This window comes from Candidatus Ozemobacteraceae bacterium, from assembly GCA_035373905.1.
Classification (GTDB): domain Bacteria; phylum Muiribacteriota; class Ozemobacteria; order Ozemobacterales; family Ozemobacteraceae; genus MWAR01.
In genome coordinates this window covers 26,515-44,302 of sequence record DAOSOK010000027.1, presented here as the reverse complement: position 1 = coordinate 44,302, position 17,788 = coordinate 26,515, and the positions used below count along the sequence as shown (strand labels likewise).

Sequence of the window (17,788 nt, the reverse complement as noted above, 5' to 3'; positions counted from 1 at the left end):
TATCGAGCGGAAATCACTCGCGGATTTCCCGGATATGCCGATATCTGGAAAAAAGACGTGGAGGTTTCTCATGACCGGCATGCCGCTGATGCTCGCCACGGTGCTGACGATGATCCTGAGTTACGAAATTACCGTCGACCTGTGATCGCAGGCCCGTTTGATCAGGGTTGCCGTCCTGTCTGGCGGGGCGTTCCGGAGGAGATGGGCGGCGGAACCTCGATCAACACGCCGTTCTTTCTGAACTCGACGTTGCGGTAATAGAACTGCAGGATGCGGTATGCGTCGTATCCCTTGCGCGCGAGCCCGTCGGCGCCGTACAGGCACATGCCGACGCCGTCGCCGCTTCCCTGGCCGCGATAGACGATCGCCCGACGCATCGGCTCGGCCGTGAATTTCATGCTCCGGATCGAGTTCGGGCCCAGGTAATCGTACACATCGTTCAGAAAGACAGTTCCCCGGAGTTTCTTCGTGCGACTCCCCTGAAGAAGAATTTCTGTGATGCGGCCGGCGGCGTCGACTTTCGCGGGCTCCCACCGGAGAAAGATACGCTCGGTCCCCGCTGAATAGGTCATCGAGAGAAAGTCGGCAATTTCTCCCAGGGTGAAATCCCTGATCCAGTTGAAGGCCGGGCTGTGGAAGCAGTTTTCCGAGCCCTTGGGATCGAGCTTGTCGTCGAGCGCCACGTGGTTGGGGTCGTCGATGCCGAATACATCCTTCATACTCGACACTTTGCCACCGCAGGTGTGCTGCATCCTGGCGTTGATCGGCTTTCCCGCGTGGACCATGAGTTCGTTGGCCGTCAGCTTCGTGGCGAGCGCAACCAGCTCCCGGGCATGGGCTTCACCTGTGAACGGCGCGCAGTGGGAGGCGTCGCACAGGTCGAACGAATCAGTCGCGTGCCGGTTTTCCAGGAGCTTGCGGACGACCTGGGAACGGGCCGCGATGACCGCCGCCTTGATCGCCTCGGGTTCGGAAGACGGCGTGAGGTCTGATACGATCGATGTCAGGTATCTTCCGAGGGAAACGCGGTGAATGAAGGAAAGCGTTTTTTCGTGGCAGGTGATGCCGATCGGTCCGGCGAGGATGATCGGCGGACGGTTCGACGTTTCCACGAGCAGGGTGGCGCCTCCATCGAGATCGCATCGCGTGTAGCCTTCGGCCAGCTCCTTGCCGGATGATGTATTGACCGTGATTCCCTTGCCCGTCAGAAGAATGGTGATGTCCTCACCCTCGGGAATCGGCTCGACTACCTCTTCGGACAAAATCGGTTCGGAGCCGCTCGCGACGGGGCGCGGAAGAAGCCGCATCTTCCAGTCGCCCAGCATCGCCTGGATGCGGAGGGTGGTCATATCACGCCGCTCGAAGAGCCCTATGCTCAGATACGTATCGTCGGTGGGGGGATTGTCCGCGGAGAAGACGGCTTTCGGTGCGCTTGCGTTCGACGTCTGTGCGAACCCGGTGAACGCGGCTCCTCCGGCGAAACTCGCCAGAATCGAAAGACCGATAATGGTATATCTATGATTATATAACGCTCTGATCATGAACGCCGTTCCTGAAGGATTTCTATGAAGCTCTCGACGCGCAGACGGGTTCGGGCATCGCAGGGGCCCGGGGCATCGCCTTCGATCGTGAGAATCGGGATGCCGAGCTTCCGTCGCAGCAGGATATCATGGATCTGCCTGTGGCAGAAAGCCTGCGTGTAATGAATCAACCCGTCGATCCGCCTGCGTGCCGTTTCGGCGGCGATATCCTCCATCCGCGGCTGGGCGCCGTACGGATAGGTGAATTCGAGATACCGCGTGGCGAGATCGGTTGCCGGGCCCATCAGGGCGAACTGGCGGGGAATTTCGTTGAAGACGATTCTCGCGCCGAGCTTCTCGGCGAAAGCGAGCAGGTCGGATTGGATGGGCGGCACGCCGAGCACGCCGAGCCGAGGTCCGGCGGGAAGCGGAGAGCGGCGCTTAGCCTGGTTCAGAAACGTTTCGAGTCGCATCGCGAAGAGTGCCGGGTCTCCATCGAAATCCGACGAGGAAACCAGCCACTGGAAGTTTTCCTCCCCTGTCACGAGGCCGTCCTCCCACGTCATGCGGTCCAGTTCAGCGAGAGATGCCCTGATCGGGGCCAGGCGCATCCCCACCTCCTCGGCCGCCCCACGGGAAACGCCGAATGCTCCGCAGAACCTGTCGATTTCGTTCGACAGCCCGGTCCGGTCGCGGGCGGGCGGGTAGGCGAACGTCTGCAGCTCGTCGAGCTCCTCGCCGAGCGTTTCCATCATTGCGTGCGTGTTGGAACAGTCGCCGCCCGTGACGAAGATGACGCGCCTGACGCCGGCCGTTCTGATGAACCCATACAAACCGCGAATCCAGGCGCAGCAGGTCCTGGGATAGCCGGCGGTTTCGGCCTTGCGGACATACTCGAGGGCCCCCGCCGCTAGCACGAACCGATTGTTCAGGTCGAGCACACGGCGGCCCGCGGCGAGCGGCACCTCGATCGGTATCGACGAGGTGATGCCGTAGGCGTCGGACGGGAACGGGAGGATGCCGGTCATGGCGTCCGGGCAAGCCTGCGGGCCGTTTCCAGAAGGGGAAACAGAAGCACTCGGAACAGCGCCTTCGGAATGTGAAAGCGGCGCGCGGTGTCGACGAGAACCGGGGAGAGCCGGATGTACCAGGTGACGAGAAGGCGGCCGGCCAGTGTCCGGAGGAGGTTCCTGCGGACGCGCCTGAACGGTTCGAGAGATTCGGGGGCTTCGTCGTAGGCATACCCGGCCAGGAAACAGAGCGAGGATTTTCTGAGCCGGGCGATCGTCGTGACGTAGTTGGGGTTGATCAGGGCGATGTCGCGTCTGACGATCGCGGCCCGCTGCTCGTCTTCGAGATACATGTAACAGGTATACAGCTGATCGAGGAGCGACAGCTCGTCGGGGGCGATCACAACCGCCTGTTCGAGCAGTTTGCACGCTTTCCGGAAATACTCGCGGCCGAGCGATGGGCCGAGCCTGAGGGCTTTGGTGATGAACACGTCGGCGATGCGTGAGAGCGTCTTGAGCTTGGTCTCGAGAAAATCGACCTGGATTTTCCGGGTCGTCTCGTTCACGGGGTCGACCTCGAACGCGTGCTTCAGCGTGGCTTTCGCCGGGTGAAACTGCCGTTTGGCGACCAAGATGCGGATTTTCAACTGGAGGGCCGGCAGCAGGGAGGGCTCCTGGATGAGAAGCCGCTCGACGGCCGTCAGCGCGGAATCGAAGTCTCGGTCGTTATAGATGGCTTCGATGTGCTGAAGTTCCTGTTCGGGACTGAGCTGCGGCGTCGACGGCATCTCGATCGGTTCCATGGGCGGAAGGGAGAACGTTTCCTTCTCGACGATGTCGTGAAGCCGGCCTGTCGTCTCGATCTTTCGGACGATCTGCCGGAGCTCGGCCGTTTTTTCCTCGTTCTCCATCTGTTTGTAGAACCGCAAAAGGCCGTAATACGCCGCGATGGAATCGGGCAGCAGGCTGACGGCCTTTTCGAAATCCATGCGGCACGCTTCCAGCATCTCTTCGATGGTGCGCTTGTTTTCTTCTTCGAGTCTGATGCGGGCGATCGAGTCGACGGCCTGACTGCGCTCGGCAAAACTCTTCGCCTTCTGTTTCGCGTTCTGGAAGGCGAGGCTGGCTTTGGTGACGAGCTTGTCGTAGTAGGTCTTCCGGATATTCTCGAAGACCGTCGTGAAATCCTTGTCATCCGGGACCCAGGAGCAGGCGAGCGACATGACCTCGAAGGCCTGCTCGGGGAATTCCTGGGGATTGAGCTCGTCGAGAATCTGGCCGAGGGAATCACCCGTTGGGGGACGATCGGGGCCGAAGAGCGTCTTGAACATTTCGAGGCCGGAGCGGAAATTGCGATTGCGAAGCCGTCCGACGATTTCGCGAAGAAGGGATTTTGAGGGAGGCGCTGCCATGCGGATCAGAGCCGGAAGTGAATATGCACGGACTTGGGTGACATGACGTCGACCTTTTCGAGCAGGGCTTCGGCAAACCGGCGCTTTTCCTCGAGCGGGAAAAACTCGGCGAAGGTGTTCATATCGTGGAAAATGCGCCTGACATCGGACGCGGCCAGCTTCTGGCCAAGATGCGCCGCCGCCGCTTTCCTTCCTTCGGGAACGGAGAGAAAAGCGCCGATTTCCTTCCAGACGAGTTCTTCCATGGATGAAACCGGAACGGCGGTCGGGCAGCCCGCGGCGCAGGCGAACGAGTCGCCCTCGCGCTTCATCGGAGTGAAACAGAGGCCGCAAAAGATGAACGATTCGAGATACGAGGGGGCTGGCTGTTCCGGCATGCGAGAAACTGTACTCCAAACCCCCGGAGAATGCAACGTCACCCCGGGATCCGACGACCCCGGGGTGACGCGTTGCGCTCGGCCCTACTTACCGGGCCGCAGCCACGACAGGATCATCCCAAGGCCATGCCTTCCCGCATCGCGACCGTAATGTGTCAGGTCGCGCAGCGCTTCGCGTCGCAGCAGGGCTGGGACGCGCGGCAGGAGAAACACCCACGCTCCCAGCAGAAGGATGAAACCGGAGACCAACCCCGAAATGAACCCGATGAACAATGTATCAGCGTGCATGGGTCGCATTCCTCCCTTTCACATCATCGTGCCGTCGGTACTGTCGGCAGGAATGCGGGTTCTCTTAACACCGGAATTCCATCGCGAGGTGTACAGAATAATTTTCCCGAAAAAAGCGGAGGGGCGGGTTTCAAACCCGCCCCCCGAGAGAATTGCGAATGGTCGTCAGTCGCGGTTTGATGCGGCGATGTGGATGAGGATCCGCAGAAGGGCGACGAACAGGTTGACGAAGTCGAGATACAGCTCGACCGTCGCGAGGATGTACTCCTCGTCGCGGAACTTGAGCATGATGTTGCTCATGTCGTAGGCCGTGAAGCCCATGAAGAGCACCGCGCTGAGGATCGAGATGCCGAGCCCGAGTCCTGAGCCGCCGATGAAGATGTTCATGATGCCGGCGACGATGACGACGATCAGGCCCGAGATCAGGAACGGCCCGAGACCGGAAAAATCCTTGCCTGTCGACATGACGTACGCGGCAATCGCGAAGAAACCGACCGCCGTGAGGCCGAGCGCCTGCACGACGAGCCACGGGTTGATGGCGTTTGCCAGTGCGACGAGAGGACCGAGCAGCATGCCGTTCATGAACGTGTATCCGTAGAACAGGGCGACGTTCAGGCCTGGCGTGTGGCGGTTCCAGAGCAGGGCGAAATACAGACCGAAGTTGGCGAGGATGGCGAACAGCAGAAAGCCCGTTCCCATCGATTTGCCGAAGGCCGTGCCGAGGGCGGTGAGAATGAGACCGCCGCCGAAATAGGGAAGAACGCGGGACATGAAGGTCGACTGGGACATTCCCGTCCACATCGCCTTTCGCTGCTGCTGTTCAGGCCAGGAGGCTTCCTGCGCGCCTACGCGGTCATGAAATTCCATTTCGTTCCTCCGGTGAGATATGATCTGCGGAGCGTTCCGCCGGTATTCCGAGGATATTGTATCACATTCGGAGACGACGATCGCAACCGCTTGCCAGACGGCGGGCGGGCGGGTAGGGTGGTGGCGGACAATTCCGACCCAATCAGGAGGCAGTATGTACGATCTGGTCATCAAAAACGCTCTTCTCATGAACGGCTATGAAGAATGGCACGCCGACCTCGCGGTGAACGGCGAAAAAATCGAGGCGGTCGGAACTGGTTTGCCCGGTCGAAGAGAAATCAACGCGTCGGGGAAGTGGCTGATGCCGGGTGCGATCGACGCGCACGTGCACATGTCGCTTCCGTTCGCCGGCTCGGTGTCGGCCGATGATTTCGAGAGCGGAAGCCGCGCGGCGGCGTTCGGGGGCGTGACGACGATGATCGATTTCACGGCCCAGCAGGGCGACGAAGGGCTCAGGGCCAGCTTCGAGCGCCGGTTCCGGGCAGCCGACGGGAAGTCGGTCATCGACTGGAGCCTTCATGCCTGTATCGGCCGTCTCACGGCGCAGGTGATCGATGACCTCGAATGGGCTGCCAGGTTCGGTCTGACGAGCCTGAAGATGTTCACCGCCTACGCGAAATCCGGCCTGATGCTCGACGATGGCGCTGTCTTCGAGGCGATGCGCCGGTGCAGGAGTCTGGGAATTCTCCCGACCTTCCATGCCGAAAACGGGGCCGTCATCGACAGGCTGTGTGACGAGTTCCAGGCGAAGGGCATGACGGGAATCCAGACCCTGCCGCTGACGAGGCCGGTCTTCACGGAAACCGAGGCGGTCCGGCGGATCGCCGATCTCGCACGGGCCGCCGACGCCGCCGCATATATTGTCCATACCTCGTCGGGTGACGGGGCGGCAGAGATCGCCCGGGCGCGACGGTCGGGCGTGAAGCTGTACGGCGAGACCTGCCCCCAGTATCTGACACTTGACGATTCGCTGCTGAAAGGAACAGACGGGCATTTTTACTCCTGCTGCCCGCCGATACGGCCTGTCGGCCAGCCCGAAGAAATATGGAAATATATAAAATCAGGAGATATACAAGTGGTTGCGACCGATCACTGCCCGTTCACCAGGGCGGCAAAAAACACCTGGGGCGGCTCGATCGGCACTCTCCCGATGGGGCTTCCCGGCGTCGAGACCATGCCTGCGCTGTTCCTTTCCGAGGGGAGAAAACGGGGTGTTCCGACCCGACTTCTCGTGCGGGCGATATCCGCGCTTCCGGCGCGCATCTTCGGGCTTCATGGGACAAAGGGCAGCCTGCTCCCCGGAAGTGACGCCGACCTGATGCTGTATGATCCCGCGGCGGAATGGACGGTGGCGGCCACCGGCCTGCACATGGCGACGGATTACTCGATCTACGAGGGCCGGCCGGTTCTCGGAAAGCCGGTCATGACAATTTCCCGGGGCGAGATCATCGTGGAAAACGGCATCTGGAAAGGAACGCCAGGCCGCGGTCGGTTCATCGGGCGGAAGCGGTTCGACCATTCCTGCGCCCTTCCGGTCGATTGACTTGACTGTACGGCTTTTCGGGCGTATGTACCCGGCACGCTCCGAGTAAGGGGCGATACTTTTGGTTTGATGAAAACAGGAGATGTTCATATGAAGAAGCTGGTTCTTGTCACGGGTCTCGTTGCGGCGCTCATCGGCGGCGTTCCGTTCTCGGCGATGGCTGCCAAGCCGGCCGTCGAGACCAAGGTCAAAGGCGAAATCGTCGAAAAGACCGGAACGATCGAAGTGAAGCAGGCCGAGAAGAACGAAAAATACAACACCGTCACCCTCAAGGCAGGAAACGACGTGTTCAAACTCCTTCCCGTGAAGGGCAACAAGACGATCATGGGCGACCTCGAAAAGCTGGCCGGCAAGGAAGTCACCGTGAAGGGCGAACTGCTTCCCGCCAACGAGAAGCATCCCATGGCCGCCATCAAGGTCGAATCCTTCACCGAAAAGACCGCTGCCGCTCCCGCTCCCGCAGCGGCCCCGGCCGACGCTCCGGCCGCCGATGCTCCGGCACCCGCCCCTGCCGCCGGCAACTGAGCACATTCGTCCTCACGCACAGGGCGCCCGAATGGGCGCCCTGTTTGCATGTCGGGATCTGTTGAATCCGCGCCTTTTCTCAGGCGTTTCGCCGCAGAAGGAGCAGGGTGATGTCGTCCGCGAGCGGGCCGTCCACACGCCACTCGTCGAGTGTCGCGAAAATGCGTTCGAGGATCTGGCCGGACGAAAGCCCGGGAGTCTCGGCGCACGTTTCGAGCAGCTTCATGAGCGCGGGGTAGCCGAACATTTCGCCGGTCGAGCGTCCCGTGCATTCAATGATTCCGTCGGTGTACAGGAGGACGACGTCACCGGCTTGTATGACGCGCGAGACGGGCTTGCTGGTGCGCGATGCCCGTATTCCGAGGGGTGGAGAAGGAAGGACCATCTCGGAACAACGCTTGTCTGAATGACTATATATCATAGGATATGGATGACCCGAGTTGTCGAACGTGATGGTGTGGGTGACGGGATCGAGGAGGATGCACCCCATCGTCATGAACTTCTGACGCGGCTTGAGCTCCCGGTTGAAGAGGGCGTTGAGACGCGCCAACAGCGGGCCCGGATACCCCCAGCGCGAGATGGTCTCATATTCGACGGTCGCCTTTGCCATGGCCATGGGAAGGGCCGCCGCGATGCCGTGACCGGTCACGTCCCCGAGCACGATCGCGAATTTTCCGTCATACAGACGGACGACATCGTAATAATCGCCGGCGAGATCGGTCGCTGAACGCCGCATGACGCTGATCTCATACCCTTCCGGCGCATCCGTGACGGCGGGAAGAAGACTTTCCTGGACGATACGGCCGTATTCGAGTTCCTTGAACTCGCTCAGAAGGCGATTGAAGGCCGATGCGACGGCTCCGAACTCGTCCGGGCGGCGGAGAGGGATGCGAAACGCCGAGTCTCTGCGGCGGATGGCGCTGATGCCCTCGCCCAGGTCGGTTATCGGAACGATGAACAGCGACGCGATCAGCGACGCCGCGAGAAGAGACAGCACGAGGGCCATGGCTGCAGTGAGCTTCAGTCGGTTACGGATGGGGGCGAGCGCGCGGAGCTGCTCCTCGATCGGCATGAGGTCCGCCAGGATGTAGCTTCCCAGGGCGGTTTCGGGCTTGATCACCGCGCGGTAGATGCCGTCTGCCAGTCGGATCGTCCGGGACAACACGCGACCGGACTCCTGGCTGCGGATGGCAGCGTTCCGCAGGGCCAGACGGTCGGCGCCGGAAATCGCCGGCCGCGGGCGATCGTTCGCGATGCTGCTGCCGTAGCGCATGATGACCGGCCTGGGTGCCGATTCCGAAACCCGTTTCGCGACGAGGGCGTTGATATACCGGCCGTAGATCCATTCGAGCTGGTGCGTCAGGCAGATGAAGGCCGGCCCTGTTGCCTGGTCGGGGTAGACGTCCCAGAACCAGAGGGTGGGGTTCGTCCCCATTCTGAACGTCCAGACCTTGCCGCGCGAGCGCAGCATCGAGGCGAGACCCACGTCGTCCGACGAGAGAATGGCTTCGCCGATGAGTTCCGAGGCTGTAACCTTGTCCGCTTGGAGACCGCGGGCGGGAGCATACCGGCGGACCGCGGTGCGGCTGAACATCTCGATCGCCTGGTTGCTTCCCTTGACCTGGGCATCGATCGTCGAGAAGAGGGGCCTGGCCTGGTGGTCGCGGACTTCGAGGTCCTGGAACGCGTCTTGTTCCTGGAGCTTCGACAGCATCGGACCGAGGGATTCGATGCGGCCTTCACGAATGGCGGGATGATCGCGAAGCCGCTCGGCGATGACGCGGAACTTCTCGAGGTAGGAGGAAACCCCGTGCTCGTAGCGATGGAGACGTCCGAGAGCCTGTCGGTCGGATTCGACGGTGAGAACCTCGATGCGATCCATGACGCCGATGCCGCCGATGATCGAGGCGAGGCCGAGCGGAAGGACCGTCGCCATCACGAACAGAAGGGTGAGCCTGAGCCGAAGTGGAAGAGCCTCGATCAGGCGGATGATGTCCGGCCCTGGCCGGATGCCCGCGCTGGCGAACAACCACGTCAGCAGAAGCAGGGCCGACACCGCCGATGCCGTGATGACGAGATTCCTGATCGCGGGTGCCGAGGACCCGGCGGGAACGGGGGAGGCGACGCACCAGACCAGCTCCTGCTGGCTCTGACAGAACACCCATTCGAGGTCAGCGTGCCTGACCTGGAGACGGCCGGTCGAGCGGCATTTTTCCCAGGCGATCTTCATGTCCTGATCCGGGGTGTTCGGGGGTGGGAGCCATCGGTCGTTCCCGGGCAGGGCGAAGCCGGACCAGGTCATGCCGGCTCGCTGTCTGACGCGTCTGAAGCGGTCGGCGGCCTCGGGAACCCGATGGACGAGTGCGAACAGAGACGTTCCATCGGGATACTCGTTCCAGAAATAGGCTCCACGGCTCTTGCCTGGCCGGCCAAAACGGCTGAGAAGGCCGCGCGACCGTTTGATCAGCTCGAGACGGTTGCCCGGCCCGAACATCGCCATCAGATCGTCCTTCACGGCGCGCTGACCGGCCAGAAACGCTTCGCCATCCCTGTGAAGGAGCTCCATCAGCCGCTCGAACAGCGAGCCGGCCTGGAGGGAGCCCGCCGAAAACACCAGCCGGTTGCTGTCGTACAGGAACAGACTGACGCCGAGACCGTCTCTGCGAGAAGCGGCTTGCAAAGCGTTCCTGAGGTCGGCGTTTTCGAGACCCGACTGCCGGATGAGGCGGGCCCGTTCTCTGAGGCAGGCGAGGATATACTCGTTTTCGGCCGTCGCCGCCACGATGCTGTCCAGGCTCCGTTCCTGGGTTTCGAGACGCAGCCGGTCCGCGCTGTCCTCGAAACGGCCCAGGGTGTGGTTGCCGATGACGGCGAGGATCAGGAGGGGAATACCGAACGCGAGCAGGGCGAGCCGTCCGAAGCCGGATTCAGCCGTTTTCATGCCGATCCTCCTTCATTCCCGGCTGCCTGACGATTGCAAAGATGGTCGTGTCGTCGAGCCGCGGCGGTGGGCTGACCTCGTCGACCCGGTGCATCATGCGTGCGATCCACTCCTCCGCGCGGTCCGTGGACAGCTCGGCGGCCCACTCTTGCAGACGTTCGAAGCCGATGGGGTGTTGCCCCGCGTCGAGCGCTTCTATGAAGCCGTCCGTCGCGATCAGCATGCGCGTGCCCGGGCTCATCACAACCTTTTCGAGTGTCCTGACGGCCGGTTTCTTCCCGCGACCGAGCGGAAGCATCGGGGAACCGACGAGACGGGGCTTTCCTGAGGCATCGATGAAGACGGGATAGGGATGGCCGCAGGTGATGAACTCGATCTCGTGGCTGACCGGGTCGAGAATGCCGCAGATGGCCGACATGAAGCGTCGCGCGTCACGCTGGCGCTTGAGAAGCGTGTCGAGGGTGTCGGCGAAATCGCTCGATGTCAGCTTTTCCGACTGGCTCCAGTGGAATGTCGCCGCGCGGGAAAAAGCCATCAACAGCGCCGCCGCGACCCCGTGGCCGGTGATGTCGCCGACGAGAAACGCGAACCGGCCGTCCGGCAGGCGGAAGCCGTCGAGACAGTCTCCGCTCAGATCTGAAGCTGTAAAAATTTTTCCTGCTATTGAATAGCCCGGCATGTCCGGAAACTTCGTCGGAACGAGCCCTTCCTGGACGTTGCGGGCGACCTGGAGTTCGCGGCTCTCGGCCATCATCTCGTTGAATGTCTGGAACAGGCGGGCCATCTCGTCGTTTCCGACGACTTCGAGGCGCTTGTCGAAATTGCGTGCCGACAGTGCCTGGACGGCGCCTTCGATCTCCTGGAGCGGTTTCAGAAGCTGTTTTGCGATGCCGAAGGCGAGAATGGCGAGCATGACGAGGAACGCAGCCTCGGTCGCGACGATATCGCGCCAGAGGCGGCGAATGCGGTCGACGTACCGGTCGTCCGCGTAGTAGGCGATGAGGCAATGGTCCGCGAGGTTCGGACTGGCGATGCAGACGGCGAATCCGCCCTTCCCACCGATCGACAGACGCGATGTCTGGGGGCGGTCGGTGATCCAGCTTGCCATGGCAAGTTTCGAAAGGCCGCGAGCGAGGGAGCGGGGCGGTGGAAGCGGCCAGGTGTTCTTCTGCATGTCGAGGGCGAAGAACCGGATCCAGCCCCCGTCGAACTCCTGTCGCTGAAGGGCTTTCCGTCGGAGATAGGTCTTGACCGCCGTGGCGAGGGGAAGGCGCGTCTCCATGTATGCCACTTCGCCTTTGCCGCGCGGGAGCGCGGCGAGATAATACAGAATCTTGTTCGAGCCTGACTGGACCAGCTGGACCCGCTTGTTCTGGCTGATCAGCGTCGAGAAACCCATGTCGTCGCGCCGTACCATCTGGTCGGTGAGGGAGTTTCCCTTGTATGGCTTTTCGGAGAGCCGTGCCGGCTCATACCGCTCGATAGCCCTGCGGGCCATGCTCATCAGCAGGGTCTCACGGTCGGTCGGTCCGGTGGGCGTCGAGGAATACACCAGCTGTCCGGCTGCATCGCGGAGCTGCAGCCAGTCTGCGAGCTTCGCGCGCCGGAGAGAACGGAGAATGGCGGCTCCGTCGGCGGTTCCGCTCGCGTCGGCTGCCCGCTGGATATACGGCCTCATCGCCGTGGTGGCTGACGCCAGATGTCCGTTGAATCCCTGTGAGAGATTCCGGATCGCTTCGTCCTGCGCGGCTTTGACCCGCGTGCCGAGAACGTCCTGATACATGTCCACCACGTCGATTGAGCCGACCATGATGCTGAACAGCGGAATCGAAGTCGATGCGAGAAACAGCATCACCAGGAGAAAGCGGAGTCGCAGGCGCGTCGTTCGGTTCGAACCGGTCAGGACGAGGAGAGAGATGATCAGGAGCGCGACGGCCAGGGATCTCACCGCGAGCCGGACGAATTCTTCCCGGGAGGCGGGCGGTTCGAACGCACCGTAAACGATGCGCCCGTCCGATGTTTCGAGAAATTCCCAGTGGAAGCCGCCATGCATGCCGCTCATGGAGTGTCCTTCGGCGGAAATCGTTTTGTAAGCCCGCGTGGCCAGCGGATCGATCAGCCTGCCGCGTTGCAGCACGATGTCCTCGCCGGTGCGGCCGAAGCCCGCGATCAGGATGTCGCGTTTGCCGCCGGGCGGAAGGAGCAGGTTGAAAAATTCGGCTTCCGTCGGAGTCGTGAGACAGTGAAGGATTCTGACGCCTTTCGCATCGGCGTTCCAGGCGACGTAGCCCTTCCCTTTGTCGCTGAACACCTCGATGAGCCGGCCACGCTCGTTCCTCAGCCAGACCAGGTCGCGCCCCTCGCCGATCAGAAAGGGTAGTTTGCGGTCGATCTGCTTTCCATACTCCGCTACGAGTCGCTCGTCTCCGGTCGTCAGGGCGCGTGCGAGCCGGTCCATCAGCCACAGGTTCGTTGCGTTCGCGGGAGAGATATCGATGCGACGGCCGTCGGCGTCGTACCGGTAGAATGCCGTCGTGATTCCGCGTCGGCCGGCCATCTGCCTGAGTCTGTCGGCCGTCGCGTCGGCGAGCCTCAGAAGGGGAAGCAGGGTCGCCCTGGCATACAGATCGGGATTCGAGCTTGCCGCAAGCTCCGTCACCCGGTCGGAAGCCCGGGCGGCAAAAGCCTGCCGGGCCTGGTGCTCGCGATGATCGATCCAGGCTTCGAGGCCGATCCAGGCTGAAAGGATTAGAATCACGGCCTGGATCGCCAGACTCGTCCTCTCGTGGCGGCTGGTGCCGTGCTCGGCGCTCATTGCCTCATGATACCTCTTGCCCGGAGAAATGACGAGTGCAAAATCCTCCGGCATAGGCTACTCTGAACGGCGATGAATCGAATGACAAGGCTCGTTCCGACGATGCTCTGGCTTATCGCGGCGGTCGCGATGGCCCTCGGCTGTATCGGCCTGACCATGGGGTGCGACGTATGGTTCCACCTGATGAACGGCGGGGCGATCCTGGCTGAAGGGGGGGTTCCTCATGCCGACCGGTGGCTGATCCCTCTGCCCGACGTCGCGCCCAGGTTTTTTCCGAATTACGAGTGGCTGTTCGGGGTGGTGGTTCAGACCGTCTGGCGCTGGGGCGGCTACGCAGGCATCGATCTCCTGCGAGGAGTGCTGATTCTCGCGGCGTTCCTGTTCGTGGGCGTCGCTTCGTGGCGTCGGGCGGGAACGTCTCCTCTCGCGCGGCATCTTGCGCCGGCCCTTCTTCTTCTCGGGTTCGCCGCCGCATCGACACGCTTCGAGCCTCGTCCGCACCTCGTATCCGTTGCCGGGCTCGCCCTGATGACCCTGCTCGTGCGCATGCCGGGACTCCGTGGGGCGGTCTGCCTCGTTCCGGCCGCCCTGCTCTGGGCGAATTGCCACATCGAGATTCTCTTCGGCATCGTGTATGCGTTGATCTGGCTCGTTCCGGACCGCTCTGGAACGAAACTGAAGACGGATGACTGGAAATATCATGCGCTATATGTGATTGTTCTCGTGACGGCCGCCGCGCTGTCCCCGGCCGGATCGCACCTGGTCGGCCAGGCTGGTTCCTACTACGAAGGCGAACGGATGATCAGGAACTTGGGGTTCTGGAACGTCGAACTGGTGCCGATGACGTTCGAACCGTACGGAAGCTCCAGGAATCTGCTCATCCTCCTGGCGTGGGCAGCCATTCTCATGCGGGTGTTCAGGAAACGGAATTTCATCGATCCCGAGACGCTTTCCGCCGCGGCCTTTATAATATTGCCTTTTATAAGCGTAAGATATATCATAACCTCCGCCGTCGTCCTCGTTCCGTTTCTTGCGGGAATACCGGGCGAGATATCCCCGAACGAAGCGGAGGGAGAAGCATCGCCGAAGCACGCGGTCGCGGGGATTCTCGGAATCGCTGCCGTGCTGCTGTTCGCGCCGTCGGTGTTCCTGCCGGGACATTGTTCCCGTCCGCATCCGGCAGGCTGTGCGGCGCCGGCCGACGCCTACGACTCCGCCGGCGAGTTTCCCGATGCGGCACTCCGGTTCCTGACACGTAACGGCCTCGGCCGACGCCTGTTCTCGCACGATATGTGGGGCAACTTCATCGCGTTCTACGACAATCCCTGCGTTCATTCCGCATCCGCCCCCCGCAGGATGCCCTATATGAGCGCGATGTTCCAGACGATGCCGTGGCAGAGAGTCGAGAGGTATCTCAAGGCGGTCGTCGACGACGGCGCATGGCGCCGTTTGAGTGCCGACGCGAAGATCGACACCATCATTCTGCCGTATCCCGAAAATGCCTCGGATCCCTGGCGTGAGTTCCTGCGGCGGATCGCCTTCAGCTCTGACTGGAAGCTAGTCTGGTGGGATGACACGGCTCTCGTCTACCTTGCCTCGACAAGCCCATGGCTGGAACGGGAAGGCCGGACCTTCTCCGCGGCGAGGCCCGATCGATGGATCGTCACGGACGTTTTTCCGGCATCTCCGGCGGATCGCGCAGCGGCTCTCGCCGAGATGAGAAGAGCGCGGGAGACACCGGAGGGCGGGCGTGTTATCAGGTCCCTGCACTGGATGGCCAGCCTGATGATGCAGGATGGCGATGCAACGGCCACGATACGTCTGCTCGAAGCCGTTCGGACCAAGACCGGTTCCCAGGAACGCATGCTGAAAGCGCATCTCGGCGAAGCGTATGCCCGCCTGTCGCGATGGCCGGAGGCATACGACCATCTTGCCGTCGCCGCCCGGGAGCCGGCATCCTCGGCCGTTCTGTTCTACAACCTCGCCGTTGCGGCCGCGCGGTGCGAACATCTGACTGAAGCCGCGGAGGCGCTGAAACGATGCCTTGCCTGCGATCCGTCGTTCAGCCGGGCGCTGGAGTTGCGGGCCCTCCTCGCCGGGGCCGGCGTGGATGGATTTTGACAGGCCCCCGGGTGTTGGGATAAAGTGAATTCGGGCTGGAAAGCCCAAGCACTCTGCGTTCGAGAAGAGAAAACCGTGTCGAGCCCGACGCTTCCAACAGCCTCGCCAACCGGAACCCCACAGAAAAAAAATCCTGCCGGGGCGCCTGAACCTGCAGGCTTGCGAGGTTTTTTCGCCAACATCAGGGACAATTCGACCGTCAGAATTCCGGTGATTTGTATCGGAGCCTCTCTGCTAATCGATCTTGCGTCGGTCCTTGTCTGGGGAACGGTCTGGCATATCCCCCGGAGTCTGTGTAATGTGCTGATCCTGACGTGGGTCCTGACCGCCTGCGGCGATATCTTCCTCCCGGTGGCGGCCATTCTCCTGGTGCCGGGCACCCTCTTCCTTGGCGGGTTGTGCCTCTGGAAGGGGCTCGCCGCGGAGTTCCTGCTCGAGATGTTCATGATGTCGGTTCTGGCCGGCGCGATCTCGGCCATCAACAGCCTCAACGCGTCGGGCGCGGTCCCACTGGCTCGGTATCAGAAGCTCGAAAAGCAGCAGCGCGACGAACGGGAAGACCGTTTCCAGCTGCTTCTCCAGTTCAGTCTGCTCGGGTGTCTGACGAACATGGAGCGGGTGTTCGACCAGGCGTTCCAGATTCTTCAGAAGTATTTCCGGGTGCAGCAGGCCGTCATCTATCTTGCAGACTATACAACGAACGAATTGCGGCCCGCCCGGGCCGTCGGGTTCGCCTCGAACCGGCTCGACGGGCTCGTGATCAAGGTGCCGCCCAGCTTCTGGGGAATCACCGAATACGATCCCGAGAAGGGGCTCACGAACATCATCTATGGCCGGGGCCAGCTTCCCTCGATCCGGGCGATTCTTCCGTCATGTTCTCATGAATCGCTCATGGCGATGCCCCTGACCGTGAAGGGGCGGATTGTCGGCCTCATGAACGTCGTTCGCCAGGATGCCGACGAGGTGCGGACCGAAAACCGCTCGCTTCTCGGAACGTTCGGCTACGTGCTCGCGTCGGCGCTCAACAATTGTCAGAGCCACGAGGTCGCCATTTCCGAGCGTGACCAGGCCATCAGGACCACGGCGGAGATCCAGAAGCGCCAGCAGGACCTGAAGGAAGTGTTCGGCCGGTACGTCGCTCCAGAGGTCGTCGCCGAACTCGAACAGGACCCGACTGGGGCGGCTGTCGGCGGAAGGCGACAGCGCGTGACGATCATGGTTGCCGATCTGCGCGGCTTCACGGCGATGACGACGGTCCTTCCGCTCGAAGGGCTGGTTCAGATCCTGAACGGCTGGTTCGAGCGCGCTTCTCAGGTCATCCTGCGGAACCACGGGACGATCGACAAATTCATGGGCGACGGCGTGATGGTGCTGTTCGGCGCTCCCATCACCAAACCGGATGACTGTCTGCGTGCGGCCTTCACGGCATTCCGTCTCCAGGAGATCTTCCTCGAGTTCCTGCAGGAATATGCCCCCCTGCTTCAGGGGCGGTCGCTCGGCCTCGGCATTTCGATCACGACCGGCGACGTGGTCGCGGGCAACTTCGGGTCCGCGCGCCGCATGGAATACACGGCGATCGGGGACGCGGTCAACCTCGCCGCCCGGTTCGAGAAACTCGCCGCGAACGGCGAGATCGTGACCGATACGACGACGTTTGGCATGCTCCAGGACCGCTTTGAATACAAGGTCGAGAAGAACGTGCAGGTCAAGGGCAAGGAGCCTCTCGATGTCTATCGCCTGGTGGCCATCCGCAGGAAGCCTGAAAAACCGGAAAAGAATGCCCGTAGATAAGCTCCGTTCACGGATCGATCTCCGCGAAGCCGTTTCCCCGAAAGATCTCGAGACCGTCTTCGAAATTCGCCGGCGGGTGTTCGTCGACGAGCAGAAGGTCCCGGAAGAACACGAGAGGGACGCGACCGACGATCGTTCCGTCCATCTCCTGGCCGTCCTCGACGGGGTGCCGGTTGCCGCCGCCAGGCTTTTTGTCGATGCCATGGATGCACGAACCGCCTGGATCGGCCGGCTGGCCGTCCTGCCCGAAAGCAGGCGAACCGGCGTGGCGACCACGATCATCAGGTATTTCATCGACTGGAGCTGCCGACACCAGATGCATCGGATACGGCTTCACGCGCAGGAATATGTGCGGGGACTGTATCGGAAGCTTGGTTTCGAGGAGTGCGGTGGCATGTTCCTGGAAGAAAACATTCCGCATGTCGAGATGATTCTCCGTCTCTCCTGATATCCCTGGCGCAACCACAAGGCAAGCGAATCTGTTCACAACCGCTGAGTCGATGTGACGCTGGAGCTCCGTGGAAACAAGTTTGTTTTTCCCATCTCGCATGCGCGCTCGACATGCTCGCGGCGCGAAC

13 protein-coding genes are annotated in these 17,788 nt (G+C 61.9%); 5 read left to right on the top strand and 8 right to left on the bottom strand.

The window, feature by feature from the left end:
- Window positions 1–161 precede the first annotated feature (161 nt).
- The 6 genes from PLU72_13780 to PLU72_13755 all read right to left on the bottom strand — a co-directional run bounded on the left by PLU72_13780 (window position 162) and on the right by PLU72_13755 (window position 5,474).
- On the bottom strand, window positions 162–1,541 hold the full coding sequence (locus PLU72_13780; protein ID HOT29251.1) for a SpoIID/LytB domain-containing protein: 1,380 nt from the start codon (window positions 1,539–1,541) through the stop codon (window positions 162–164).
- Entirely contained in the window at window positions 1,538–2,548 is a 1,011-nt protein-coding gene (locus PLU72_13775) for a 2-hydroxyacyl-CoA dehydratase (protein ID HOT29250.1), read from the bottom strand. The genes PLU72_13780 and PLU72_13775 overlap by 4 nt, the downstream gene beginning before the upstream one ends.
- On the bottom strand, window positions 2,545–3,942 hold the full coding sequence (locus tag PLU72_13770) for a hypothetical protein (protein ID HOT29249.1): 1,398 nt from the start codon (window positions 3,940–3,942) through the stop codon (window positions 2,545–2,547). The genes PLU72_13775 and PLU72_13770 overlap by 4 nt, the downstream gene beginning before the upstream one ends.
- A gap of 5 nt (window positions 3,943–3,947) precedes the next feature.
- Window positions 3,948–4,319: a hypothetical protein gene (locus PLU72_13765; GenBank protein HOT29248.1), complete on the bottom strand. Its 372-nt coding sequence runs from the start codon at window positions 4,317–4,319 to the stop codon at window positions 3,948–3,950.
- Window positions 4,320–4,403: 84 nt separating this feature from the next.
- Complete coding sequence (locus PLU72_13760; protein HOT29247.1) at window positions 4,404–4,607, bottom strand: hypothetical protein; 204 nt, start codon at window positions 4,605–4,607, stop codon at window positions 4,404–4,406.
- Between the two features lie 165 nt (window positions 4,608–4,772).
- Window positions 4,773–5,474 (bottom strand): Bax inhibitor-1 family protein, encoded by a 702-nt coding sequence (locus PLU72_13755; GenBank protein HOT29246.1) that lies wholly within the window; start codon window positions 5,472–5,474, stop codon window positions 4,773–4,775.
- Window positions 5,475–5,628: 154 nt separating this feature from the next.
- Between PLU72_13755 and hydA the strand changes: the two genes are divergently transcribed.
- Window positions 5,629–7,017, top strand: a complete 1,389-nt coding sequence (gene hydA / locus PLU72_13750; GenBank protein ID HOT29245.1) for a dihydropyrimidinase — start codon at window positions 5,629–5,631, stop codon at window positions 7,015–7,017.
- A 90-nt stretch (window positions 7,018–7,107) separates the two neighbouring features.
- Window positions 7,108–7,542: a hypothetical protein gene (locus PLU72_13745; protein ID HOT29244.1), complete on the top strand. Its 435-nt coding sequence runs from the start codon at window positions 7,108–7,110 to the stop codon at window positions 7,540–7,542.
- A gap of 79 nt (window positions 7,543–7,621) precedes the next feature.
- On the opposite strand, the gene PLU72_13740 is transcribed toward PLU72_13745, so the two are convergent.
- A complete protein-coding gene (locus tag PLU72_13740; protein ID HOT29243.1) occupies window positions 7,622–10,483 on the bottom strand; it encodes a SpoIIE family protein phosphatase in 2,862 nt (953 codons plus the stop codon).
- Window positions 10,470–13,298 carry a SpoIIE family protein phosphatase gene (locus PLU72_13735; protein ID HOT29242.1) on the bottom strand — a complete coding sequence of 943 codons (2,829 nt, stop codon included), beginning with the start codon at window positions 13,296–13,298 and terminating at the stop codon, window positions 10,470–10,472. Before PLU72_13735 ends, PLU72_13740 begins: the two co-directional genes overlap by 14 nt.
- 81 nt (window positions 13,299–13,379) lie before the next feature.
- Here PLU72_13735 and PLU72_13730 point away from each other — a divergent pair, with 81 nt between their 5' ends.
- The 3 genes from PLU72_13730 to PLU72_13720 all read left to right on the top strand — a co-directional run bounded on the left by PLU72_13730 (window position 13,380) and on the right by PLU72_13720 (window position 17,658).
- Window positions 13,380–15,419 carry a hypothetical protein gene (locus tag PLU72_13730; protein ID HOT29241.1) on the top strand — a complete coding sequence of 680 codons (2,040 nt, stop codon included), beginning with the start codon at window positions 13,380–13,382 and terminating at the stop codon, window positions 15,417–15,419.
- 300 nt (window positions 15,420–15,719) lie between these two features.
- Window positions 15,720–17,210: an adenylate/guanylate cyclase domain-containing protein gene (locus PLU72_13725; protein HOT29240.1), complete on the top strand. Its 1,491-nt coding sequence runs from the start codon at window positions 15,720–15,722 to the stop codon at window positions 17,208–17,210.
- The gene (locus PLU72_13720) at window positions 17,197–17,658 is read left to right on the top strand and encodes a GNAT family N-acetyltransferase (GenBank protein ID HOT29239.1); all 462 of its coding nucleotides are present in this window, start codon (window positions 17,197–17,199) and stop codon (window positions 17,656–17,658) included. Before PLU72_13725 ends, PLU72_13720 begins: the two co-directional genes overlap by 14 nt.
- Window positions 17,659–17,788: the final 130 nt, after the last annotated feature.

What these genes read in the sequence shown, in the direction of transcription:
- PLU72_13780 (HOT29251.1), bottom strand. Translation starts at nt 1,541, where the DNA reads ATGATCAGAGCGTTATATAATCATAGATATACCATTATCGGTCTTTCG.
- PLU72_13775 (HOT29250.1), bottom strand. Translation starts at nt 2,548, where the DNA reads ATGACCGGCATCCTCCCGTTCCCGTCCGACGCCTACGGCATCACCTCG.
- PLU72_13770 (HOT29249.1), bottom strand. Translation starts at nt 3,942, where the DNA reads ATGGCAGCGCCTCCCTCAAAATCCCTTCTTCGCGAAATCGTCGGACGG.
- PLU72_13765 (HOT29248.1), bottom strand. Translation starts at nt 4,319, where the DNA reads ATGCCGGAACAGCCAGCCCCCTCGTATCTCGAATCGTTCATCTTTTGC.
- PLU72_13760 (HOT29247.1), bottom strand. Translation starts at nt 4,607, where the DNA reads ATGCACGCTGATACATTGTTCATCGGGTTCATTTCGGGGTTGGTCTCC.
- PLU72_13755 (HOT29246.1), bottom strand. Translation starts at nt 5,474, where the DNA reads ATGGAATTTCATGACCGCGTAGGCGCGCAGGAAGCCTCCTGGCCTGAA.
- hydA (HOT29245.1), top strand. Translation starts at nt 5,629, where the DNA reads ATGTACGATCTGGTCATCAAAAACGCTCTTCTCATGAACGGCTATGAA.
- PLU72_13745 (HOT29244.1), top strand. Translation starts at nt 7,108, where the DNA reads ATGAAGAAGCTGGTTCTTGTCACGGGTCTCGTTGCGGCGCTCATCGGC.
- PLU72_13740 (HOT29243.1), bottom strand. Translation starts at nt 10,483, where the DNA reads ATGAAAACGGCTGAATCCGGCTTCGGACGGCTCGCCCTGCTCGCGTTC.
- PLU72_13735 (HOT29242.1), bottom strand. Translation starts at nt 13,298, where the DNA reads ATGAGCGCCGAGCACGGCACCAGCCGCCACGAGAGGACGAGTCTGGCG.
- PLU72_13730 (HOT29241.1), top strand. Translation starts at nt 13,380, where the DNA reads ATGACAAGGCTCGTTCCGACGATGCTCTGGCTTATCGCGGCGGTCGCG.
- PLU72_13720 (HOT29239.1), top strand. Translation starts at nt 17,197, where the DNA reads ATGCCCGTAGATAAGCTCCGTTCACGGATCGATCTCCGCGAAGCCGTT.